The organism is Dorea sp. AM58-8 (genome assembly GCF_003464045.1).
GTDB classification, from domain to species: domain Bacteria; phylum Bacillota; class Clostridia; order Lachnospirales; family Lachnospiraceae; genus Claveliimonas; species Claveliimonas ammoniilytica.
Genome location: NZ_QSDM01000015.1, coordinates 1 through 23,810 on the forward strand (window position 1 = coordinate 1; position 23,810 = coordinate 23,810).

The 23,810-nt window shown below is 45.0% G+C and carries 18 protein-coding genes; all 18 read right to left on the minus strand.

Annotated elements, in window-relative coordinates; translation table 11 throughout:
* Positions 1-365: 365 nt before the first annotated feature.
* The 18 genes from DXA18_RS11085 to addB all read right to left on the minus strand — a co-directional run bounded on the left by DXA18_RS11085 (position 366) and on the right by addB (position 23,810).
* Positions 366-1,916 (minus strand): ABC-F family ATP-binding cassette domain-containing protein, encoded by a 1,551-nt coding sequence (locus DXA18_RS11085; protein WP_118383933.1) that lies wholly within the window; start codon positions 1,914-1,916, stop codon positions 366-368.
* Between the two features lie 49 nt (positions 1,917-1,965).
* The gene (locus DXA18_RS11090) at positions 1,966-2,844 is read right to left on the minus strand and encodes a YitT family protein (RefSeq protein ID WP_158567124.1); all 879 of its coding nucleotides are present in this window, start codon (positions 2,842-2,844) and stop codon (positions 1,966-1,968) included.
* Between the two features lie 703 nt (positions 2,845-3,547).
* Entirely contained in the window at positions 3,548-5,335 is a 1,788-nt protein-coding gene (locus DXA18_RS11095; RefSeq protein WP_118383935.1) for an aminopeptidase P family protein, read from the minus strand.
* A 51-nt stretch (positions 5,336-5,386) separates the two neighbouring features.
* Positions 5,387-6,271, minus strand: a complete 885-nt coding sequence (gene pepI, locus DXA18_RS11100; protein WP_118383936.1) for a proline iminopeptidase — start codon at positions 6,269-6,271, stop codon at positions 5,387-5,389.
* A 49-nt stretch (positions 6,272-6,320) separates the two neighbouring features.
* Positions 6,321-7,223: a dihydroorotate dehydrogenase gene (locus tag DXA18_RS11105; RefSeq protein ID WP_118383937.1), complete on the minus strand. Its 903-nt coding sequence runs from the start codon at positions 7,221-7,223 to the stop codon at positions 6,321-6,323.
* Positions 7,223-8,005 (minus strand): dihydroorotate dehydrogenase electron transfer subunit, encoded by a 783-nt coding sequence (locus DXA18_RS11110; protein WP_118383938.1) that lies wholly within the window; start codon positions 8,003-8,005, stop codon positions 7,223-7,225. The genes DXA18_RS11105 and DXA18_RS11110 overlap by 1 nt, the downstream gene beginning before the upstream one ends.
* A 51-nt stretch (positions 8,006-8,056) precedes the next feature.
* On the minus strand, positions 8,057-8,983 hold the full coding sequence (pyrF, locus tag DXA18_RS11115; RefSeq protein ID WP_118383939.1) for an orotidine-5'-phosphate decarboxylase: 927 nt from the start codon (positions 8,981-8,983) through the stop codon (positions 8,057-8,059).
* Positions 8,976-10,268: a dihydroorotase gene (locus DXA18_RS11120; RefSeq protein ID WP_118383940.1), complete on the minus strand. Its 1,293-nt coding sequence runs from the start codon at positions 10,266-10,268 to the stop codon at positions 8,976-8,978. Before DXA18_RS11120 ends, pyrF begins: the two co-directional genes overlap by 8 nt.
* Positions 10,269-10,359: 91 nt before the next feature.
* Positions 10,360-11,571 carry a S41 family peptidase gene (locus DXA18_RS11125; protein WP_118383941.1) on the minus strand — a complete coding sequence of 404 codons (1,212 nt, stop codon included), beginning with the start codon at positions 11,569-11,571 and terminating at the stop codon, positions 10,360-10,362.
* 26 nt (positions 11,572-11,597) lie between these two features.
* The gene (locus DXA18_RS11130) at positions 11,598-12,776 is read right to left on the minus strand and encodes a murein hydrolase activator EnvC family protein (RefSeq protein ID WP_330424554.1); all 1,179 of its coding nucleotides are present in this window, start codon (positions 12,774-12,776) and stop codon (positions 11,598-11,600) included.
* A gap of 80 nt (positions 12,777-12,856) precedes the next feature.
* Complete coding sequence (gene ftsX, locus DXA18_RS11135; protein WP_118383943.1) at positions 12,857-13,765, minus strand: permease-like cell division protein FtsX; 909 nt, start codon at positions 13,763-13,765, stop codon at positions 12,857-12,859.
* The gene (ftsE, locus tag DXA18_RS11140) at positions 13,755-14,441 is read right to left on the minus strand and encodes a cell division ATP-binding protein FtsE (protein ID WP_118383944.1); all 687 of its coding nucleotides are present in this window, start codon (positions 14,439-14,441) and stop codon (positions 13,755-13,757) included. The genes ftsX and ftsE overlap by 11 nt, the downstream gene beginning before the upstream one ends.
* Before the next feature lie 18 nt (positions 14,442-14,459).
* Positions 14,460-15,548 carry a PucR family transcriptional regulator gene (locus DXA18_RS11145; protein WP_118383945.1) on the minus strand — a complete coding sequence of 363 codons (1,089 nt, stop codon included), beginning with the start codon at positions 15,546-15,548 and terminating at the stop codon, positions 14,460-14,462.
* A 230-nt stretch (positions 15,549-15,778) separates the two neighbouring features.
* A complete protein-coding gene (locus tag DXA18_RS11150) occupies positions 15,779-16,018 on the minus strand; it encodes a WecB/TagA/CpsF family glycosyltransferase (RefSeq protein ID WP_158567125.1) in 240 nt (79 codons plus the stop codon).
* A complete protein-coding gene (locus DXA18_RS11155) occupies positions 16,009-16,452 on the minus strand; it encodes a hypothetical protein (RefSeq protein WP_118383947.1) in 444 nt (147 codons plus the stop codon). Before DXA18_RS11155 ends, DXA18_RS11150 begins: the two co-directional genes overlap by 10 nt.
* A 69-nt stretch (positions 16,453-16,521) precedes the next feature.
* On the minus strand, positions 16,522-16,731 hold the full coding sequence (locus DXA18_RS11160) for a small, acid-soluble spore protein, alpha/beta type (protein WP_118383948.1): 210 nt from the start codon (positions 16,729-16,731) through the stop codon (positions 16,522-16,524).
* A 66-nt stretch (positions 16,732-16,797) separates the two neighbouring features.
* Positions 16,798-20,430 carry a helicase-exonuclease AddAB subunit AddA gene (addA, locus tag DXA18_RS11165; protein ID WP_118383949.1) on the minus strand — a complete coding sequence of 1,211 codons (3,633 nt, stop codon included), beginning with the start codon at positions 20,428-20,430 and terminating at the stop codon, positions 16,798-16,800.
* Positions 20,391-23,810, minus strand: coding sequence for a helicase-exonuclease AddAB subunit AddB (gene addB / locus DXA18_RS11170; RefSeq protein WP_118383994.1), 3,420 nt, complete (start codon positions 23,808-23,810; stop codon positions 20,391-20,393). The genes addA and addB overlap by 40 nt, the downstream gene beginning before the upstream one ends.

Below are 23,810 nucleotides of genomic sequence, written 5' to 3' on the forward strand. Positions count from 1 at the left end.
CTATTGTTCAGTTATCAAAGTTCTTTGTGTTGTCGTTTGCGACAGCTTTAATAGATTATCACATCTTTCGTCGCTTGTCAACAACTTTTTTATTTTTGTTGTTTCAGCGGTGTGTACTCGCTCGAAACAGCTTATCTAGAATATCATGTTCATCGACATTTGTCAACAACTTTTTTCATTTCATATATTCCGGATTTTTGGTTGTGTCTCATGGACAGCGGTACTTCTCAGCCCTGTCTCACGCGACAGCTTGTATAATATAGCACAGCGGAAGCCGAATTGTCAATATTGTTTTTAATATTTATTTAATTTAGACAACTTAGACAATTCAGTTCCACTTACTATCTTATTTCTTATCTATATAGTTAGATTTTTGTTGACCACTCCTGACAATTCCACACATCTGTCACGATATCCTGATAAAACTCCGGTTCATGACAGATCAGAAGAATCGTTCCCTTATATTCCCGAAGCGCCCTTTTCAGTTCTTCTTTTGCATCCACATCCAGATGATTGGTAGGCTCATCCAGCAAAAGAATATTTGTCTCTACATTTAATATCTTGCAAAGACGTACTTTTGCCTGCTCGCCGCCGCTGAGAACACGCACCTGGCTTTCAATGTGTTTTGTAGTCAGACCGCATTTGGCAAGTGCAGAGCGCACCTCATACTGATTCCATGATGGGAACTCTTTCCAGATTTCTTCAATACATGTCGTTGCATTATTCGGATCAGATTCCTGTTCAAAATAACCGATCATCTGGTAATCCCCCAGCTCTACTTCACCGGAATATGGTTTTACTAATCCCAGGATGCTCTTCAATAGTGTTGTCTTACCAATTCCATTTGCGCCGACCAGTGCAATCTTCTCTCCGCGTTCCACACTAATATTCAACGGTCTGGACAATGGCTCATCGTAACCAATCACAAGATCTTTTGTCTCAAAAATCAATTTACCTGAAGTACGACCGCGCTTGAAATTAAATTCCGGCTTTGGTTTTTCTTTTACAAGCTCGATCACTTCCATTTTATCCAGCTTTTTCTTTCTCGCCATTGCCATATTTCTTGTTGCAACACGCGCCTTATTTCTGGCAATAAAATCATTCAGTTCACTGATCTCCTGTTGCTGTTTTCTATAGGCAGCTTCAAGCTGCGCCTTTTTTGCAGCATATACTTCCTGAAAATGGTCATAATCTCCCGGATAACGATCCAGTGACTGATTCTCCATATGATAAATGATATTGATTACGCTGTTCAAAAATGGAATATCATGAGAAATCAGGATAAATGCATTTTCATATTCGTTCAGATAACGCTTCAACCATTCAATATGACTCTCATCAAGATAGTTAGTAGGCTCATCAAGAAGCAGGATATCCGGTTTTTCTAACAGAAGTTTTGCCATCAATACCTTTGTACGCTGACCTCCGGACAGTTCTGTTACATCTCTGTCCAGCCCGATATCTTCCAGACCGAGTGCACGTCCCACTTCACTGACCTTTGCATCGATCATATAAAAATCATGATGCTCCAGAAGTTCCTGATAAGTACTGGTTTCTTCCATCAGATACTGCATCTCTTCCTCATCTGCTGTTGCCATTTTTTCATACATCTCATTCATAGCTGTTTCCATATCAAACAGATATGCAAATGCAGAATTTAATACATCCCTGATTGTCATACCCTTTTCCAGCACTGCATGCTGATCCAGATAACCCACACGAATATGTTTTGCCCATTCGATCGTACCTTCATCCGGCATAAGCTTTCCCGTTATGATATTCATAAAGGTAGACTTTCCCTCACCATTTGCACCAATAAGTCCGATATGTTCTCCTTTCAGAAGTCTGAAAGATACATCTGAAAATATCGCACGGTCACCAAAACCGTGCGTAAGATTCTTTACATTTAAAATCATTTCTATCTCCTAATTTTCCAACCCTTTATCCTGTTTTTATATACATCCTCTAATCACTCAGACGTTTTGCAAATTTACCATCCACCTGCACATTTTCCGTACAGACAATAAACGCGTCTGGGTCAATCTTGTGAATCTCCTGTTTCAAGGCAGGAAGTTCATACTTATTCGCGACTGAATAGTACACTTTTGTCTCCTCATCTGTATAGCATCCCATGCCATCCCAACGAGTAACTCCCCTGTGCACATTTTCCATGATACCGATAGATACATTTTCTTTTTTGGTAAATACCATAACGCCAACAAGAATATTTCTTTTATGATAACGATCAAGTACCAGTGCCATCAATGTCGTATAGATCAGCGAATAAATAACACGTTCCATATCATAAATGAAATAACAGCATCCGTACACAAACAGGTTAATAATAATGTACATGATGCCAACAGACGCCTTGGGATTGCGCTCTGTAATACACATTCCCACGATATCCTGTCCTCCTCCGGCAGCTCCGGTTGTCAACACAATGCCCACTCCGATTCCGGTCAGAATACCACCCAGCAAACATGCTGTCAACGGATCTGATACAATTGCATGTTCCGGTGCCGGAAGAATCATCATCCAAACAGAATACATGATGGTCGCAAAGATCGTCTTCACCATGAATTTTTTGCCCATTAGAAATAACCCAAGCAGAAATGCCGGAATATTGATCATTAAAAAAATCGGACTGACCAGATCAAAGGAACCTCTATATATCCTCGTTACATCCGCAAGTACGCTCACAATAACCTGAGCAATCCCCAAAAATCCAGTGTTGTACAGACCGAACGGAAGAATCAACTGATTTACAGCCAGACCAAACAAGCCTGTTCCAAATAAAATCTGAACCACTTCTGCAATTGCCTTTTTTATTTTTTTGTCCATATGTCGTGCCTCTCTCATATCCTTCACCTCGCACGCTTATAGTGTCACAGTCGGGAACTTTTACTGTCCTCATACATCCCTGCAATCTTTGCCCCCCAGATATCCACTTTTCATACCATATTAAACATAACAATCATAACACACATTTATATATGCTTCAATGAAGTACATTCGTCACTGCCATAACAATCCTTTTATCCATCGTAGCAACTAATAACAATGTTAATTTTCGGCTCTTAATTTTCAGAATATTCATTCATTTATTCTATTTTATTTCTTTATTTTACTTTTTCTTAAAATAAATTTGATTTTTCTATTGACATTTTGCAAGTAATGAGATATTATAGACTCAACAAAAGGAAATACCTAAAGAAAATAAAAATCTAACGAAAAGGAGGACAGACCACCAAAAACGTAAATCCAATTTAGAACGTAAAATTTATGAAACGAGGTATGGTCCAATGTACTAAGTAGACACTTCAAAGAATCTATCTAAATTATATGAATAACAGGTAAACGGTAAAGTAGAATGTGCTAACACATTAGAATAAAAAAGAAAATAAGAAATTACCACATTACACTATTGCAGATAGTTTAAGATAGATAAATAATTAAACAGGAGGTTAGTCCAATGGACGAAGTGGTTTAAATCCGCTGTACTGATAATTAAGATATCGGCACAGCGGATTTGTTTTGGATTTATTTAAATCTCTCTTGTGTATTTCTTCAGCCACTCAGCCTCTTCTTCTGTAAGATGTGGTGCCAGTGTCTCGTATACTTTCGCATGATACTGATTCAGCAGCTTCTTCTCCGACTCCGTCATGATATCCGGATTGATCGCATCCAGGTCAAATGGAATCAATGTGATGATCTCGAAGTGCAGGAACTGACCATACTCATTCTTCTCGCCTTCACATACCAGTACTTCATTCTCCAGACGAATACCATGTGAACCTTCGATATAGATACCAGGCTCGTCTGTGATTACCATACCTTTCTGGAATGGGCAAATACTATTGCCGCGAGTTCTCCAGTGAAATCCGGCAGGACCTTCGTGTACATTAAGCAGATACCCTACGCCATGTCCTGTTCCATGATTGAAGTCCATATTTCTCTCCCAGAATGGTCTTCTCGCCAGATAATCCAGGTTGGCACCGCTGATACCTTCTTTGAACCTGGCATCAGCCAGACACAGGTTACTGATTGCCACCAGTGTGAAATCATCTTTCATGTACTGCGGAATCTCACCCAGTGCATAGGTTCTGGTCACATCGGTAGATCCTTCGTAGAATCCTGCTCCTGTATCCATAAGCAACAGACTTCCCTCTTTTACCTGAATATTGGTCTCCGGTGTAGAAGAATAATGTACGATCGCGCCGTGTTCACCGTAAGCGCTGATCGGATCAAAGCTTGGGCGAAGAAAATTACCCATTTCCGCACGAAACTCATCCAGCTTATCGGATGCACTGATCTCTGTGATCTCCTGCTTGTTAACATTCTCTTTGACCCATTTCATAAAGCGAACATGCGCAATACTGTCCTTGATCTGCGCTTTGCGGATATTCTCAATCTCTGTTTCATTTTTCAGAGCTTTAAACAGAATCTCTGGATTCTGTACATCAACGATCGTTACCTGCTCTGGAATATTTTTATACAATGCATAGTTCAATCTTACCTTATCAAGAAGCAGTGTGGTATCTGCATCGAGCTTCTTAATATCCTCATATATATCATTATACGGATGTAAATGAACGCCGTCTTTACTAAGCGATGCTTTCAGTTCATCATCCAGCTTACTCTCATCGATATACAGCTCCATGCTGTCCATGGTGATCACTGCATAAGACAGTACCAACGGGAAGAATTCCACATCATTTCCACGAATATTCAATGTCCAGCAGATGTCATCCAGTGTAGTAAGCACATGTTTGTCTGCATGATTCTTCTTCATCTCTTCACGGATTCTTGTAAGTTTGCTCTCTGTGGTCTCACCTGCATATTCAACGCCAAGTGCAAATACCGGCTCTCTGGAAAGCTCCGGTCTGTCTGTCCAGATCTGATCGATGAGATCCTGATGATACTGGATCTTGCCACCCTTATCTGCAGCGATCTTCTCATACTCATCTCCTGTATTCACGGAAATAACTCTTCCATCTACTCCCAGTGTACCGCCTGTCGGTAATGCTTCTGCAAGATATTCCGGAATTGTCGGCACGCCCGGCTCACCCATTTTACGCAGAGTAATCGTAGTGCCTTCTAACTGCTTGCCAGCCTGCAGGAAATATCTTCCATCTGTCCACAGTCCTGCTTCGTCCAGTGTGATCACTGCTGTTCCGGCTGATCCTGTAAATCCTGTAATATATGCTCTCGCTTTAAAATGCTCACCTACATATTCACTCTGATGAAAGTCATCTGTCGGAACAACATAGATATCAATTCCATTTGCTTTCATCACGGCACGGAGTGCCTGTAACTTCTCTGGTATCGTCATGATAATTGCCTCTTTTCTGAATTATACTTTTTATTATAATCTTCCGGATGATTAATCGTTCTTATTCATCCACTTCTTTAACACTTCTACGTAGTGGTCATTGTCCTCTACGAAGCACATATGTCTGCAGGTACGGAACAGTTCCCACTCAGAATTCGGGATACGGTCGTACATGAATTTAGCAACATATGGTGTACAGAGATCATTACCTCCGTTGATAATCAGTGCAGGCTCTTTGATGTCGCCAAGCTGATCGATCACATCGTAATCCTTCAGTGTTCCTAATGGAGTAAATTCGTTCGGTCCCCATCCTACTACGTAAGATTCTCTTCCGGCCTTTTTCGGACGTCTCAGGCATTCCGGATCATTCTCTGTCACTTCTCCTGCACAATGCTGACGCATGTACTCAGCCTCTGCTGCCTGATATTCCGGACTGCTGTAATCGCCGGACTCGGTTGCTTTCTTAATAGCATCCTGCATATCCTGTGGCATCTGCGCGATCATACGCTGTGCCTCTTCCGCCCACAGCCATGATGCCGGCAAAGTGCTGGACAGAATGATACTCTTCAGTCCTTCTGGCTTGTAATTGCACACATACTCCAGCGTCTGCATACCTCCCCATGACTGTCCAAGCAGATGGATCTCATCCAGGCCAAGATGCTTACGAAGCTCGATCAGCTCTTCGATCCACACTTTGGAATTCCACAGATCCGGTCGATTCTCCACATAAGAATTGCCACAGCCAATCTGATCATACATTACCAGCTGTCTTCCGTCCTCTTCCGCAATACGGTCCAGTACTTCAAAATAGTTATGAGTAGATCCAGGTCCACCGTGCAGCAGCACTAACGGCTTCTTATTACCAGTATTCTTACCAACAACACGATAATATGTCTTATACTCTAAAAATGGCATATATCCTTCTCTGATCTCCATGTCTTTTCCTCCTGTCTCTATAATAAGTCTTTGCTATGTATCTGCGATATTATTTCACAATACCGACCATGTCCGCCACACTATCAAATCCCTGTGCCTGCATGTATTTCTCAATGCCATCTACGATCTCCATCGTCACTGCCGGATTATGGAAATTAGCAGTACCTACCGATACTGCACTTGCTCCTGCAAGAATCATCTCAATGGCATCTTCTGCTGAAGCAATGCCTCCCATACCAATAATTGGAAGCTTCACTGCCTGTGCCACCTGATATACCATGCGCACAGCGATCGGATGCACTGCCGGGCCTGACATACCGCCGGTCTTATTAGCAATGGCAAATGTCTTACGGTTGATATCAATCTTCATTCCTGTAAGTGTATTGATCAGCGATACTACATCAGCTCCACCTGCCTCGACGGCTCTTGCCATCTCTGTAATATCGGTCACATTCGGACTCAGCTTCATGATAACCGGCTGTTTCGCGTATTTTTTCACTGCTTTGGTAATACTTTCCGCCGCCTTTGGATTCTGACCAAATGCGATACCGCCCTCTTTGACATTCGGACAGGAGATATTAATCTCCAGCATATCCACGTCTTCATCTCCCAGACGCTCTACGACTTCACAGTAATCCTGCTCGGATTTGCCACATACATTCACAATAATTTTTGTATCATATTTACGCAGGAACGGAATGTCACGCTTACAGAACAGATCAATGCCCGGATTCTGCAGACCGATGGCATTCATCATGCCGCCGTACACTTCTGCCACACGCGGTGTCGGATTACCCGGCCATGGCACATTCGCTACCCCCTTGGTCGTTACTGCGCCCAGGCGGTTCAGATCTACAAATTCTGAAAATTCTTCTCCGGATCCAAAGGTTCCGGATGCGGTTGTTACCGGATTCTTCCATTCTACTCCGGCTATATTCACTGCCATATTCATCAGATCTCCACCTCCGTAGATAAGAATACCGGTCCGTCCTTGCAGACACGCTTGTTATGCACATTGCTGTGGGCATCTACATCCTTCGTCTTGCATACACAGCCAAGACAGGCTCCGATACCACACGCCATACGCTCTTCCAGGGAAATGTAGCAGAGAATGCCATTCTCTTCCGCATAAGCTTTAATCGCACGGAGCATCGGCATTGGTCCGCACGCAAAGATTACCTCTGCATCCAGCGCCTGCTCGCGGATCGCATCCATGACATTGCCCTTTGTGCCCACGCTGCCATCTTCTGTTGCGATATATAGCTTTCCATTCTGTTCAAATTCTTCTTTTAAGAAAGTATGTGCATCACGGTAGCCGACTACGATCTGCTTCTCTGCGCAGTCGACCTCTCTGGCAAGCTCCAGGATCGGAGGCACACCAATACCTCCGCCCATAAGGAATGCTTTTTTACCCTTTGCTTCTTCTAATGGGAATCCATTACCCATTGGTCCGATCACCGGGATCTGGTCTCCCGCTTTCAGCTCTGAAAACTGCTTTGTACCGGTCTTCTCACCGGTCACACGGTACACCATACGGAGTGCTCCCTTTTCCTTGTCGATCTCACAGATACTGATCGGTCTAGGAAGAAGCTTTGTACCGTCATTTGTATATATAGACAGAAACTGTCCAGGCTTAGCTTCTGCCGCTGCGGAAGTCTCCAGCCACAGGCTGAAAATGCCTTCTGCCAGCATTTCCTGAGACAATACTGTCGCCATCTCTTTCTTTCTGCTCATTATAATTCTCCTATCAGATTCTATTCTGAAACTTTTTCACGCCAATAAGCTCTAGCGGTTATTCAGTGCTCCGCCAATATCAGCAATCATCGCCTCTACTGCAGCTCTGGATGCATCACCAAAGTTCTCTGCACCGAATTTTGCGTACTGTTCCTGCTTATATGCGGCAATGATTCCTCTGGAGGAATTCACAATTGCGCCCAATCCATCTTCATTGAAAAAGTGAACCAGATCCTTGCCTTTACCACCCTGTGCACCATAACCCGGTACCAGAATATAAGCCTTCGGCATAATCTTTCTCAGAACTTTACCCATTTCCGGATAAGTTGCTCCTACTACGGCTCCGATGTAGCTGTACTCATCACCCATGCACTCTTCGCCCCAGGCGGCTACCTTCTCGCCTACCAGTTCGTACAGCGGTCTGCCATCGATCAGACGATCCTGGAACTCACCGCTGGAAGGGTTGGATGTCTTAACCAGGATAAACAATCCCTTCTTCTCTTCTTTACATACATCGATAAACGGATTGATACCGTCAGATCCCAGATATGGGTTAACCGTTGCAAAGTCTTCGTCAAATCCGGCGTAACGATTCTTTCCTACCTGCACATGTCCCAGATGTCCTACTGCGTATGCTGCTGATGTTGAACCGATATCACCGCGCTTCACATCACCGATCACAACCAGTCCTTTTGACTTACAGTAATCAACCGTCTTCTTAAATGCCACAAGTCCCGGCACTCCAAACTGCTCATACATTGCGATCTGTGGCTTAACTGCCGGAATCAGATCATATGTCTTATCTACGATCTCCTTATTGAACTGCCAGATTGCCTCAGCAGCTCCTTCCAGTGTCTCTCCATATTCTGCAAATGCCTTTTTCTGCACATGCTCCGGCACATAGTTCAGCATCGGATCTAATCCTACTACAATCGGTGCTCCTGTCTTCTTAATATTCTCAACCAGTTTGTTAATCAATGATTTGTCCTCCTTCATATACGACTTTGCCGCCTACCATCGTGCAGGCCACTTCTCCTTTCACCTTCCATCCATGGAACGGTGTATTTTTCCCTTTTGAGAAAAATGTATTCTTATCGATCTCATATTCTTTACGTGGATCGAAAATAACCAAATCAGCAGTCTTACCCTCGGATACGGAACCTTTGTCTGTAAGTCCCAGAATCTTCGCCGGATTGGTGCTCATCTTTTCCACCATCTGCATCGGTGTCAGAATGCCTTTATCCACAAGCTCCGTATAGGTCAGTGCCGCAGATGTCTCCAACCCTACGATACCGAAAGATGCCAGCTTCATACTGCGATTCTTTTCTGCTGCTGCATGTGGCGCATGGTCAGTAGCGATCACATCCATCGTGCCATCCTTCAAACCTTCAATCAGTGCATCCACATCGGCCTGTGTACGAAGCGGCGGATTCATTTTAAAATTGCCATCATCACTGATAATATCATCTGATGTGAGGATAAAATGATGTGGGCATACTTCGCCGGTCACGTGGATCCCATCCTTCTTAGCTTCTCTCAGCATCTTCACACTGTCTGCTGTCGAACAGTGGCACAGATGAAGCTGTACTCCTGTCTCTTTCGCAAGCAGAATATCTCTTGCCACGATCACATCTTCAACTGCATTGGTGATGCCTTTAAGTCCCAGTTCTTCAGCCCTGGCATCGGCGTTCATCACACCGCCTTCTACCATCGTAATATCTTCACAGTGAGCAAATACGATCATTCCTGCTTCTTTTGCTGCCCGCATTCCCTTGCGATACAGGGACGCATTCATTACAGACTTGCCATCCTCGCTGATTCCAACACAGCCTTCTCTTGCCATGCCTTTGATATCTGCCAGATCTTCCCCCATCTGTCCGATCGTTACGGATCCAAGCTGTAATACATTGGTCTTAGATTCCTTCTTTGCGCGGTTCTGCACCTCAGAGATCTTCACACCATTATCAATCACCGGCTTGGTGTTCGGCATTGCACATACAGTTGTTACACCACCGTGTACCGCTGCCTCTCCGCCAGTCTTTAACGTCTCTTTGTATTCCAGTCCCGGATCCCGGAAATGCACATGCAGATCAACAAAGCCAGGCATCACGTAGCATCCTTCTGCGTCGATCACCTTGTCCACCTCTGCCGTTATCCCTTTTTCAACCTTTACGATCTTATCGTCTTCTACCAGCACATCGTATACACCGTTCCTGCTCGTCACAGGATCCAGCACATGTCCATTTTGTATTAATACCTTCATGCCATGTATTCCTTTCTCACTGTCTTCAGTCATTTATCTATACTTTAACACAATCCGCAAAAAAAAGGAACGGTGAAAACCGTTCCCTTCCTTACAACTTATTCTTAACTTCTTCCAGTGCCTTTTCAAGCTGATTATCACGATCCGGATTCTGCGCATCCTTCTCATACTGTACTTCCACATCAGGAGTCACACCTTTTCCGTTGATACCGAACTGTCCTGCGATCAGATACTCCGCAATCGTAAGCTTCACGCTGGTGCCATCTTTCAGATCAAAGATCTGCTGTACCACACCTTTACCATACGTAGTTGTACCTACGACCTCACCGGTTCCAAATGTCTGGATCGCACCGGAGAATATTTCAGATGCACTGGCGCTGTTCTCATTCACCAGCACTACTAACGGCTTAGTAAACTGATGTTCATCATCTGATTCGTACACTGATTCTTTGCCCTGCTTATCCTTAATTGAAAGAGTCGTTCCCTCCGGCAGCATCAGATCCAGCATATCCGTAACCGTATCCACATTACCGCCCGGGTTATTTCTCAGGTCAACAACCAGCCCCTTCATACCCTGATTTTCCAGATCCTCCAAGGCTTCTTTATACTGGTCTGTGGTAACATCGTCAAACTCTGTTACTTGAATATAACCGATCTTACCCTCTTTCATCTCATGATATACGGTGTCAGTCTGCACGATCTTACGAGTCACTGTGGCAGTATACTCCTCGCCATCATCACCACGAAGTACAGTAAGTTCTACCGTTGTGCCTTCATCACCGCGGATCTTACTGACAACCTCAGACAGATCCTCTCCGGAAATATCCTTGCCGTCTACTTTGTATAGGATATCATCTACCTTAAATCCGGCCTCTTCTGCACCTGACCCCTCATAGACTTTCAAAAAAGTAATAACTTTTGTATCTTTGTCCTGTGAAAATAATGCTCCAATTCCACCAAATTCACCAGATGTACTCTGCATCAGTGCTTTGGTCTCATCCTCGTCGTAGTATACAGAATATTTGTCTCCCAGCCCGTCAATATAGCCTCTGTACAGTCCTTCCTGCAGATCATCCATATCAATATCACCGGAATAACTCTCGTCTACCAGCTGTTCCAGTAATTCCAGCTTCGTCTTTGTGCTGTCATCCAGAAGTTCCTCGCTGTTCGATGTGGATGAACTTTTCTTTGATGTCTTAGATGTTCCCGGTAGTTTGATCCCGCAGGAAACCATGCTCATAATTAATAATACAGCAAGGGCGCCTGTAAGCGCCCCTTTGAAAAAACTTTTTTTATTTTTCATGCCTTAATCCCTTGTCTAAACCAGATCTACAGATACAGTCTTGGGTCAACCGGAGTGCCGTTTACCCATACTTCAAAATGAAGATGCGGACCAGTAGAATATCCTGTTGTACCTACCGCTGCAATATTCTGTCCTGCACTTACAGACTGTCCTGCACTTACATAAGTTGCACTGCAATGCTGATACAGTGTAGAAAGACCGTTACCATGGTTAATCACCACATAATTACCTCTTGCCACATTATAACTTACAGTTGTAACTGTACCGCTTGCTGCCGCATAAATCGGGCTTCCTGTACCTGTTGCATAGTCACGTCCTTTATGGTTTGTACTTCCGATACCACCCGGTGATGTACGTCCACCAAACTCACTACTGATATAGGCTGACGGACACGGATTACTAAGTCTTCCGCTTCCACTTGGTGTAATTGGTGCTACAGGCGATGAACTTCCACCGCCGGAGCTACTTCCACCAGAAGAGCTTCCGCCGCCAGATGATCCGGAACTGCTGTTTCCTCTATTTGCTGCTGCAGCAGCTTCCTGCTGTACACGCGCCTGTCTTGCAGCTTCTTCCTGTAATGCCTGCAATTTGGCTGCATTCTCTCCAATAGCTGTTTCCAGATCACCGATCAGATCCGCTTTCTCTGAAATCAATGTTGAAACTTCATTCTGTTTATCCTGAAGCTGTGTCTGTAATGTCTCCAATTCCGCTTTCTCAGTTTCCAGTGCTGTCTTTTGATCATCAACATCCTGAACTGTCTGCTGGAACTCTTTCAGCATCTGTCTGTCATAATCAGAAATCTGCGCAATGTATTCTGCATTATTCAGGAATTCACCGATTGACTTAGATTCCAGAAGGACCTCAATAAACTGTGTATTACCGTTCTCATACATGTACTTGATACGCTTCTTCATACTCTCGTACTGATTATTCTCATCAATCTGAGCCTGGATCAGTTCGGTCTCTTTCGCATCAATCTCTTCCTGCTTGGTGTTAATATCTTCAGTCGTCTTATCCATCTCATCGATCAGATCATTCAACTGCTTGGTCAGAGCGGCTTTCTCTGCTTCTGCTGAATCTTTCTGAGACTGGAGTTCTTCACCCTTTTTCTGTGTCTCTGAAATTGAGGATGCCTGTGCAGGAATCGCGCACCCAATTGAAAGCGTCAGTGCTAAGATTACACTTAATACTCTTTTTTTCTGCATAATAATTCTCCTTAAATTTCCCCTGCCTAATTATCTGTTTCTCAAACCCTCATCTAATTCTAAAAAGTTACTTTTATTAATTATACCCTCAGATGTTTACGAATAGTAAATGCACTGCCAATGAAACCAATACCTACACCGAGGATCAGACCGACCGGAAGTAACGTACGGTATACTGTCGTTACCGGAAGGAACTCGATGATATTGTTCAACAGGCTGAACTTGGTCATCACATAAGCAACTGCCTTATCATATACAAAGTACAGGATCACCAGCGGAATCACCGCACCGATCAGTCCGATCACAAGACCTTCGATGATAAACGGTGCCCGGACGAATCCGTCCTTTGCTCCAATATATTTCATGATCGCAATCTCTTCTCTTCGCACGGTAATACCCATAGTAACGGTATTACTGATCAGGAAGATGGATACTGCAAGCAGAATGCCGATTAATACAATAGATACATAATAGATCAGTCGGTTCACGCTGGTCAGTGTCTTCGCTACTACGTCAGACTTATTGACCTTACTCACTCCGTCCAGCTTCTCTGCATAAGATACAACATCTTTCTGCTTGGACACATCACTCATGTATACTTCGTAGTTGTCAGATCCGCTTAGCGGATTATCATCCTTAAATCCGTCTGCCAGTTCTTTGGCGTCTCCGAAATACTCGTCCTTAAAGGAATCCCATGCTTCGTCTGCCGATACAAAATTCACCTTCAATACGCCGTTCTGGCTTTTCAGCTCATCGCCGATCTTCTTGATCTGCGCATCAGTTGCTTCTTCATCAAAGAATACCGTAATCGCAACGCCTTCCTCGGCTTTCTGAACCATGTATCTGAAATTGGTTACAATTGAAAAGAATATACCAAACAGGAAGATACATGCCGCCATGGTCGCAATAGACGCAACGGAGAACATTTTGTTTCTTCCGATATTCTTAAAACCCTGTTTTGTCTGATATCCGATCGTACTAATTCTCATTATTATACCCACCTCTTTGCTCGTCGCTTACAATGACCCCTTTTTTCATTGTAATAACACGCTTTTTCATCTCGTTGACAATCTCCTGGTTATGCGTAACAACAAGCACTGTTGTTCCTCGCTCATTGGCCTCCTCAAGAAGCTTCATGATCTCCCATGAGTTGGTCGGATCCAGGTTACCTGTCGGCTCATCTGCCAGAAGAATTGCCGGCTCATTCACAATCGCTCTTGCAATAGCAACTCGCTGCTGCTCACCACCGGACAGCTCCTTCGGATATGACTTATACTTCTGCGCCAGTCCTACCAGAGACAATGCCGCCGGAACTTTCTTCTTGATGATACGTGTTGGTGTCTCTACGACACGCTGCGCAAATGCAATATTTTCATAAATATTACGATCCTTCAGCAGACGGAAATCCTGGTACACAACGCCCAGACCTCTGCGGTACATCGGAATCTTTCTGTGCTTTAATCTTTCAAGGTTCTGTCCGTTCACCATGATAGTGCCGGATGTAGGCTCCAGTTCCTTCATGATCAGCTTGATCAGTGTAGACTTACCGGAACCACTGTCACCTACGATAAATACGAATTCGCCCTGTTCGATCTTCAGATTGACACCGTTCAGAGCAGCAACCCCTTTTGAGTACTCTTTCGTTACCTCATTTAATTCAATCATACTTTCCTCCTAAATTATTTAATACTCCATCGACTCCATATATTTCATGTACTTGACTACCATTAATGCAATCTTAAATGTGATCGCATCTTCAAATACCCTGAGATCAAGTCCCGTACTCTTCTGCAGCTTGTCCAGACGATATACCAATGTATTACGGTGGATATAAAGCTGTCTTGAAGTCTCAGACACATTCAGGCTGTTCTCAAAGAACTTATTGATTGTAGCCAATGTCTCTTCGTCAAATTCATCCGGAGATTTCCCCTCAAAAATTTCACGGATAAACATTTTACAAAGCGGAATCGGCAACTGATAGATCAATCGCCCGATACCTAATGTACTATACGCGATAACCTTCTTCTCGTCAAAGAATATTTTGCCGACATCCAGTGCAAGCTTCGCTTCTTTATATGATTTGGATACTTCACGGATATCATTAACGATCGTACCGTAAGCAATCCTTACATTCTCCTCGCCTTCGCTCTTCAGCGCATCGTAAAATTCTGCGGCTGCCTTCTCAAGCTCCGGATATCCTTCTGTCAGTCCAAGCTGCTTCATGATGATAATATCTTTCTCATCGACCGCTGTGATAAAATCCTTGGTACGCGCACTTAAGATTCCGCGAATGTTGTCCAGACGACTATTGTCTTTCTCATGGTTCGTCTCCACAATAAAGATAACACGCCTAGCCTCTGTGTCAATATGTAATTTTTTGGCTCTGTTATAAATATCTACCAGGAGCAGATTGTCAAGCAACAGATTCTTAACAAAATTGTCCTTATCAAAACGCTCCTTGTATGCAATCAGCAGACTCTGTATCTGGAATGCTGCAAGCTTGCCTACCATATACACATCGTCGCTTCCGCCATTTGCTAATAATATATACTCTAGTTGGTGTTCATCAAAAATCTTAAAAAACTGACACCCCTGAATCACCTGACTGTCAGCCGGTGATGACGCAAATGCCATTACCGCCTCTTCATAACTTACCTGCCCGGAAAATGTTGTTGCAAGAGTTTTTCCATCGGTATCCATGACGCACAGGTCAATTCTGGTGATCTCCTTCAAACCATCAATTGTGTTTTGAAGTATCTGATTAGATATCATAGTCCATCTCCTCCATTGATTTCAATATGCATTTTTCACAATATCTGACGTATACATTTGCCTAGTTCTGCATATTACTATTTTTTATCTTAATACATATCAACAAAAAAAGAAAGAGGAAATCAAGTATTTTTGTTGATTTCCTCAGCTTTTAAGATAATCTTCAGACTTTTATCTCCTATACATTGTGTACAAATCCCTTTTAAGTCCAAGTCCACATATCTTACATCTTAAGATTCTTTTTTTGTTTTTTCTATCTCACGTCTGAAAAGCATACGATCCAGAAATGTCATCACTTTGCCCTTGCCGCTCTTCTGGCGATATGCAAATTCCATCAGTTTACCTGCGCCAAGCCAGACTCTCGTATTGATCTGACTTCTGTTCCTGGCAATAAATTGCTCCTGTACCGGCGGCGTGAGTATCGCGATCACGCAATCTGCTTCGCCACCGTTGATCGCATTCACCAGCATATCGTCCGCTTCCGTGCCCGGTGCCACTTTGCTGCGCCAACGATCGCAATGCCACGGTATTCCTCTGTAAGACATCCCGTAAGCGCATCCACCTCTTCATCTGTCTCTACTAATAAATAAACTCTGCAGTGATTCCGATGCAGATACTTTAACCAGAGTCTTAAGAACGTCTGCGACGCGGTCTCACGGATACTTCTGGAATCCGTAATCCCTGCCGCTTCCAGGATATCCTTCTGCCCCGGAAGCACCAGATCACTCTGTTCGATCGCTTCCCGGTAACCCTGATCATCTCTGGCATACATAAGTGCTTCGATCGTAACCAGATCGATCACGCTGGTAGCGGGTGTATCCATATATTCTACAGCTGCTTTTAATGCCTGCTTTGCCGAGCAGTACTCTATATTCACATCTAATACATTAATCTTCTCTCTCATAGCATCACCTGTCAGGAGATTGTATCAAAAGGATTATTCCTTTGCAAGCAATGACATGAAAAGTTCATACTAATTAACATTTCTGTGATTATTTGACGCTTCCCTGCGCTTTTTTGTGATCAATCCACCGATTCGTCCCGTTTCTTTTGATGACAGCGACTTCCATCCTTTCTGAAGCACCTGATCCAGAAGTCCCAGTTCTTCCGCAATTTCGTATTTCATTTTCTCATCCGGTGTCACCTTACTGAGATCAATCGGTTTATCTTTTTTTCCAGACATATTATCTGCCCCTTTCCTGATTCTACAGGAAGTATTGACAGATTCATTATCGTCTATTCATACACTTTACTTCCACGCAAGCTCTTTCTGCATGGTAAATGAATATATGATTTTTTCCCGTACTTTCTTTCCGGTAATCTGCTCCAGCGCCCTTGCATAATACTCAAGCTGGGACTGGTATTTATCCAGAAGTTTCTGTTCCGACCAGATCTTATCGGTCTTATAATCGAGTACCACGAGTTCCCCGTCTTCCTCAAAACAGACATCGATGATTCCCTGTACCAGCATGGTCTCATCCTCTTCTGTCATCTCCGGATAAATGTCCCGCGCCGGAATTCCCAGTACAAACGGCTGCTCCTTCCTCAGCTTGTTCTCTTCTGCTGCCTGCTTCATGCGCTGTCCGGATGTTGTATGGATAAAGGTAAGGATATCTTTCGGCCTCACGCTCTCTGCCATCTCTCCTGCAATCCGTCCGGATTCGCACATCTTCTCAATCGCTGCCTCTGTACCTTCAAGATCATATTCCTTTGTGAAATCCAGAAGCTCCATCACTCTGTGATATGCGGTACCTCGCGGTGCTCCGGTAATCTCTTCCTCGCCCTGCAGAAATCTTGGGATCAATGGCACCACAGGTTCGTCTTCATATGGAAGCTCTCCCGCTTCCTCTGCCAGATATGCTCGCTTCTTTAACTCCGATACGGTGTATTTCAGCTTTTTTCCTTCCAGATCTCGGTAAGGATACTGATAATAAAACTGCTGTTTCAGACGCTCCTGCATCTTCTCATCGTAGACTTCTTCCACATTCCAGTTTTCTAATGCCTGACGTGTCACCATCTGCTCCGCGGTCTGTTCTATCTGCGATCCCCGCACCTGGGACATATCCACGATCTGGATGCGGAATGGACTTTTCTCTCCTCTTCCTGCCACCGCCGGAAGTATCCAGTCCAGATAACGTTTCGCCCCTGCAAGCTGTCCAAAGCTCATCGGAGTCGGATGAGCCGCCATATTTTCCTTATGATATAAGGCCTGATTCATTGCCTCACGAACCTTTGTCTCCGGGTCTGACAGCGTGCCGGTCACGATCAGCTTCTCTTTCGCCCGGGTCAGTGCCACATAGAGCACGCGAAGCTCTTCGCCCATGCTCTCCAGCACCTCTTCCCTGGCAATCACATTTCTGATCAGCGTTGGACATTTGGTACGCGTCTCAAGATCCACGCTTTCCAGTCCGATCCCAAGAGAGGCATGCATCAACACATCGCCCTTACTGTCCTGCCTGTTGAACTGTTTGCCCATGCCTGCCACAATAACAATCGGGAATTCCAACCCCTTACTTTTGTGAATGCTCATGAGCCGCACAGTATTGGACTGTTCATCTGCCGTGTTGGCTTCCCCGTAATCAATCTCGTATTTCTGAAGCTGTTCCACGTACCGTATAAAATGAAATACGCCCTTGTAGCTGCTACTCTCAAAGGTTCTCGCTTTCTCCAGTAACATATCCAGATTGGCTGCTCTCTGCTCCCCTGCCGGAAGCGCAGAGATATAATCACGGTAACCGGTCTCCTGCATGATCTTATCCAGCAGCCTGTGAAGTGCCGTGTAAGGGATCATTCTGCGAAAATGTTCCATCTGATCCAGACATGTCACCAGTTTACTTTTTATAACTTTATCTGATCCTTCTTTTGCATAACAGCTTACCGCCTGATGGAACGGCTTGTCCCTGTAGTTTCCCTTAATCCGGGCAAGTTCTTCATCCGTCATATGGCCGAATATCGACCGCAAAACGGATGCTAACGGTACATCTTGCCGTTTATTATTCAGGATTCTGAGGTAATCTAACAATACTCCGATCTCTCTGGTCTCGAAATAACCTTCACTGGAACCGGCGTACACCGGGATTCCCTCTTTTTTCAGAACTTCCATATAGACATCCGCATATCCCTTCATGCTACGTGTCAGGATCACGATGTCCCGAAACTCTGCCGGTCGCATCTGCTCTGTCTTCTTATCCTTCACTATCTGATGACGGATCAGTTCATGAATCCGTCCCGCGATCACCGATGCTTCCTTTTCACGATTCGACAGCTTCTCTACATCTGCACCGGATTCCACATCATCCTCGATATCCACAAGAATCAGCTCCGGGATATTGTCTGCTTGGGGATCTGATATTTCAGGATAACTTGCCCCCGGATATAACGCTGCCCGGTCATCGTATTCTACACCGCCCAGATCCCTGATCATGATCTGCCGAAAAATGTCATTGGCTCCGGCCAGCACTTCTTTCCTGCTTCGAAAATTCTTATGCAGATCAATTCTCTGCTCCGGTCCATCCGTCAATGTATAAGAATCGTATTTCTCCATAAATAATTCCGGTCTGGACAGACGGAATCGGTAGATACTCTGTTTCACATCACCTACCATAAAGATATTATTTTTGCCCGTCCATTTACCGGACACACTGGTCAAAATTGTTTCCTGTATCAGGTTACTGTCCTGATATTCATCGATCATGATCTCATAGAATTGCTTCTGATACTCCTCCGCCACCTTGGATGGCACAAGTCTGCCATCCTCTTCGCGGGTAAGAATCCGCATGGCATACTGCTCCATATCATCGAAGTCAATCATATTACGGGAACGTTTTATCTCTTCAAAGCGCTTCGAAAAGTCAGTTGTCAGGCGCGCCAGCATCTGCATATAAGGTCTGCACCGTCCGATTTCTGCCAGCACATCCTCTCCCGGTAATTCATAATACAACGACTTCAGGTCTTTTATCATGTCCTTGACGTTATCCCGCACTCGTTTCACGAAATTCGCTTTCTCTTCTGAAGCCTGATTCTTGCGATTCGAAGCAAGACGTTTCCAATTAATCCGCTGGATGGCTTCGTAAGTCTCTTCATATCCTTCTGCCTGTTCCAATCGTTCAATCTGACGCAGGTCATCTTCCAGCGCATCCATATACATCTGCGGTCCATCCGGTGCCATACATACAGCAAGTCCCTGCCGCAAGAGCTCTTTTGCTCCTGCCATATAGCCCACCATATTTTTCTGCATTGCCTGATAATACACCGTCGCCTGCAGTTCTTCCATATTCTCTACTTCGTATGCATGTACACATTCTGCCAGCCATCTGTCCGGTTCCGGATAGCTGCGCGAAAATTCATACAGACGCTCGATCAGTTCCTCGATCTTCTTATCATCACGGCTTCCTCCGTAGCTTTCTACCAGATTCAGGAACTCCGGATCCGCTTCTTCATAATACTGTTCTAACATTTCCTGCATCACATCGCCACGCAGAAGCTTTAATTCTCCCTCTTCGCCAATCCGAAATGCCGGATCCAGATCAATGGTATGAAAATGTTCCCGGATTACGGATAAACAGAAACTGTGAATGGTCGTAATCTGCGCACTGTGGATCAATGTCGCCTGCCGGTTCAGATTCGCATCCTCCGGCCGCTTCTCTGCCTGATCTTCAATTGCCTGTCGGATACGCTCTTTCATCTCTGCCGCTGCTGCCTCGGTAAATGTCACGATCAGCAGCCGGTCTACATCCACAGGATTCTCTTTTCTGGTGAGCATGGTAATGATTCGTTCCACCAGCACCGCTGTTTTTCCGGAGCCAGCTGCCGCCGACACCAGAATATTACGCCCGCCAAGCTCTATGACCTGCCGCTGTTCTTCGGTCCACTGGACTCCCATGGCGTATCCTCCTTTCTATTAAAAGTATCAGGTACCTTTCCTGTTTCTCCTGATACTGCACTCTGCATCTTTGCAACCGCTTCCTCGCGCGTCAGCTTCTTTCTGTCCAGATATTCATAGCCGTCAAGCTGTGGATCAAATCCACAGATCTGCTGATAAATACAATGCTCGCACTCATGATTTTGACCCTGGCGATATGGCTGCACTGCCACCTCACCCCGGACAATCTGCTGTCTGATCTCTGCCGCTTTCTGATCCGCATACTCCATCATGGTGTGGAATTCTTCCTGGCTGACCGCTCTGGATACTTTAGAAAGGCTTCCGTCATTATTAAACTTCACCGGCACAGCCAATGAATCTCCTGTACGTTCCCTTTCCAGATGTTCCAGACTGTTCTGCTCCAGATTCACCACGCCGTCCGGGCGCAATTCCTTCAAAAGCCTTTTTTCAAGATCTGCTTTGCCATTTTTCTCTAACAGCGGATCCTTCATCCGGTAATAAAATACGCCCGACGGGATTACCTGTTTACCCGGATATCGTTTCTTCATGTGGTCGGTTGCCGCATTCATATACACCATCAGCTGTAACTGCAATCCATAATAAAGTGCTGACACATCGAATCCCATCCGTCCGGTCTTATAATCGATAACCTTCACATAGACTTCATCCTGTGTCTCGCACACATCAATCCGGTCGATTTTGCCACTGCCAAAGGACATCTCATATGCCGACGGTTTAAAATCACCTCTGGCTAACTGTTCGGTAAGTGCCCAGACCGTGCGGTTCAGCAGACGGTCAAGTCTTGTGATCATGTATTCATTTCTGGCAGAACTGTACAATACAGAATTACCGTAATCCGCAATGGATTCTTCCAGACTCTCCCGCACCAGCTGTTGCCGCTTCTCTTCTTCTATTTTCGTCCATCCGCCTTCTTTTTCCGCTTTACCGGAATAACGCTCCATCGCACTGTGAAAGACATTTCCCAGATCCAGCGGCTGAAACTCGTATTCGTTCCGTTCCTTCAGGCGTAGTCCATATGTCAGAAAATGTGCAAATGCACAGGCAGAGAATTTCTCCATTCGGGAAATACTGTTCTGGAAATGCGTACCGTAAAGGAGCTTTGCAGCTTCCTCACTGATCTGCTTCGGATGATAAGAATAAAATGACGCATCCAGAAGGTCTCCGATCTTCTCTGCCCATTCGGGATGCTTCTTATACCAGTTATAAAGCTCCATCCAGCTGCTGCCGCCCGCATCACTCTGCATGCGGAGTCCCCGGATCAGTGCCTGCAGTCCAATCTCCGGCGTCAGTTCCTGCTCAGTTAACGGCTTTGACGCCTCATCGATCACCGGCGCATCCGGGAATAATCTGCGGATCTCACCGATCAGATACGCCGGACGCTTTGCTTTGCCATCTGCTCCCGATCTGCTGTAAAACAGATGCAGTTCCTCTTCCGGTTTGGTCAGATTCAGATACAGATAAAATTTCTGAATATATGCCTGTTCTCTTCCACCCGGTGTGAGTGAGAGATTTTCCTGCTCAAACTGCGCTCTGTCCTGTTCACTTAACAGTCCTGTCCGCATCAGATTGCCCGGAAGCAGCGAATCATTGACTCCAAGCATCAGCAGTACACGGATATCTTTTAATCTGGTTCGCTGTACATCCCCGGCGATCACCTGATCCAATCCCGGCGGAATTACACCAATCTTAATCTCATTCAGTCCGGCATCCAAAAGCTCCACGTATTCCTTTAATGTTACCGGTTCGTCTCCCAAAAGCTCTACAAATTTGTCGAAGAGACCAATCAAAGCACTATATACCTGTGCATATTCTCTGGCAAGCGCAAGTTCTCCCTCTTCCGTGAATGCATCCTCCTGCCGTTTTAATTCCTGCTGCAGTTCCTGCTCTTCCAGAAAACGGTAGAGTGCCTCGGTAATATCACGCACCGTTTTCTTCCGCTGCCGCAGTACAAAAAGCAGACCGTCCACCAGCTCCACCAGTTTCACCCGAAGGTGATTCAGATGCTCCAGTTCGTCCTCTGTCACATCTGTGCCTCTGCGCACCCATCGCTGCTGCCAGTTCTTATACCCACGGATACCAAGTGCCAGACAGTAGTTCTCCAGCTCATCCACCTCGTCATCTGTAAACGGTCCATAACCTGCTCTTAAAAAACGAAACACACTTTCATAAGTAAAGCTCTGCTCCGCCATATTCAAAATGCTTCGCACATACTCCACAAAAGAATTCAGCAGAATACTCCGCTTATAATCCATGAATACCGGAATCCTGTATTTGGCAAATGCTTCTTCCAGATAATCGCCATAGCCATTAAGATCCGTTGCCACTACACCAATCTCCCGGTAACGCATGTCCTCTTCCCGCACAAGCCTGCGGATCTGCGCAGCTGCCGCATAGGCTTCTTCTTTTGGCGTTCTGGTCTCATGAATCGCGATTGTGTCCGGCTTCCCGATATAATATCTGCCCGAATAACGGAAAAGATGCTCCTCCAAAAAGGCAAGTGCCTCGCTTTTCCGAAAACGGTAAAACGGTCTCTTTTTGAGCCATACCGGTTCTGTCTGCTCCACACCGCACGCTCTTGCAATCCTCGTCAGTGTTGTCACCGTATGCTTACTCATCCCAAACATCTGGCAGGCATCCGTATAACGGTAAGGATCTTCTCTGTCATCGATGGTTACTGTCACGATCACATCTCTGGCAAGCTTCATAAGCTCCGCAAGCAGTCTGTTCTGCACCGGAGTAAATCCGGTAAATCCATCCAGCACGACCACACTCCGCTTCAGCAGTTCCGATTCTGGCACTGTTCTGCACAGCACATCCAGAATTTCCTCTTTGGTAATATATCTGTCCTGGAGATATTCCCGAAACTTCTTATATATAAGGCTCATATCCTTTAACTTATAATACAGATAAGATTCTTCTCCTGCCCGCTTCATCACGCAGTCCAGTTCTTCTTCCCCGATATCATACTGGTCGAACTCCGACAGAACCGACTTCACCTCACTGATATAGCCGAGACGCTTCATGTTGCCTTTCAGCACACGCAGCTCCGGTTCGATGTCTCCGGCAATCTTGCGCAAGATCAGGTTCTTGCCCTCATCGTCCAGCACAGGCGTATTTCCTTTCCCTGTCTCTTCAAAAATCCGATATGCCAGTCGTCCAAAACTCAACACATCGATATTCATAATGCCCTTTTTCTCGTTCATCAAAACAAGGTCCTTCTGCGTCTGCATCGTAAACTGCTCCGGCACCAGGACCATGTAATTAAGGGCAGGGTGTTCCCCTGCCTCCTGTATAATTCTCTGATATAAATAGTGGGACTTTCCGGAACCGGAACCCCCAAATACAAATTGTAATGCCAT

What these genes read in the sequence shown, in the direction of transcription:
- addB (WP_118383994.1), bottom strand. Translation starts at nt 23,810, where the DNA reads ATGGCATTACAATTTGTATTTGGGGGTTCCGGTTCCGGAAAGTCCCAC.
- DXA18_RS11085 (WP_118383933.1), bottom strand. Translation starts at nt 1,916, where the DNA reads ATGATTTTAAATGTAAAGAATCTTACGCACGGTTTTGGTGACCGTGCG.
- DXA18_RS11095 (WP_118383935.1), bottom strand. Translation starts at nt 5,335, where the DNA reads ATGACGATACCAGAGAAGTTACAGGCACTCCGTGCCGTGATGAAAGCA.
- DXA18_RS11125 (WP_118383941.1), bottom strand. Translation starts at nt 11,571, where the DNA reads ATGAAAAATAAAAAAAGTTTTTTCAAAGGGGCGCTTACAGGCGCCCTT.
- DXA18_RS11150 (WP_158567125.1), bottom strand. Translation starts at nt 16,018, where the DNA reads ATGCTGGTGAATGCGATCAACGGTGGCGAAGCAGATTGCGTGATCGCG.
- DXA18_RS11130 (WP_330424554.1), bottom strand. Translation starts at nt 12,776, where the DNA reads ATGCAGAAAAAAAGAGTATTAAGTGTAATCTTAGCACTGACGCTTTCA.
- DXA18_RS11145 (WP_118383945.1), bottom strand. Translation starts at nt 15,548, where the DNA reads ATGATATCTAATCAGATACTTCAAAACACAATTGATGGTTTGAAGGAG.
- DXA18_RS11105 (WP_118383937.1), bottom strand. Translation starts at nt 7,223, where the DNA reads ATGAATATGGCAGTGAATATAGCCGGAGTAGAATGGAAGAATCCGGTA.
- ftsE (WP_118383944.1), bottom strand. Translation starts at nt 14,441, where the DNA reads ATGATTGAATTAAATGAGGTAACGAAAGAGTACTCAAAAGGGGTTGCT.
- DXA18_RS11120 (WP_118383940.1), bottom strand. Translation starts at nt 10,268, where the DNA reads ATGAAGGTATTAATACAAAATGGACATGTGCTGGATCCTGTGACGAGC.
- ftsX (WP_118383943.1), bottom strand. Translation starts at nt 13,765, where the DNA reads ATGAGAATTAGTACGATCGGATATCAGACAAAACAGGGTTTTAAGAAT.
- DXA18_RS11090 (WP_158567124.1), bottom strand. Translation starts at nt 2,844, where the DNA reads ATGGACAAAAAAATAAAAAAGGCAATTGCAGAAGTGGTTCAGATTTTA.
- addA (WP_118383949.1), bottom strand. Translation starts at nt 20,430, where the DNA reads ATGGGAGTCCAGTGGACCGAAGAACAGCGGCAGGTCATAGAGCTTGGC.
- DXA18_RS11160 (WP_118383948.1), bottom strand. Translation starts at nt 16,731, where the DNA reads ATGTCTGGAAAAAAAGATAAACCGATTGATCTCAGTAAGGTGACACCG.
- pepI (WP_118383936.1), bottom strand. Translation starts at nt 6,271, where the DNA reads ATGGAGATCAGAGAAGGATATATGCCATTTTTAGAGTATAAGACATAT.
- DXA18_RS11110 (WP_118383938.1), bottom strand. Translation starts at nt 8,005, where the DNA reads ATGAGCAGAAAGAAAGAGATGGCGACAGTATTGTCTCAGGAAATGCTG.
- DXA18_RS11155 (WP_118383947.1), bottom strand. Translation starts at nt 16,452, where the DNA reads ATGAGAGAGAAGATTAATGTATTAGATGTGAATATAGAGTACTGCTCG.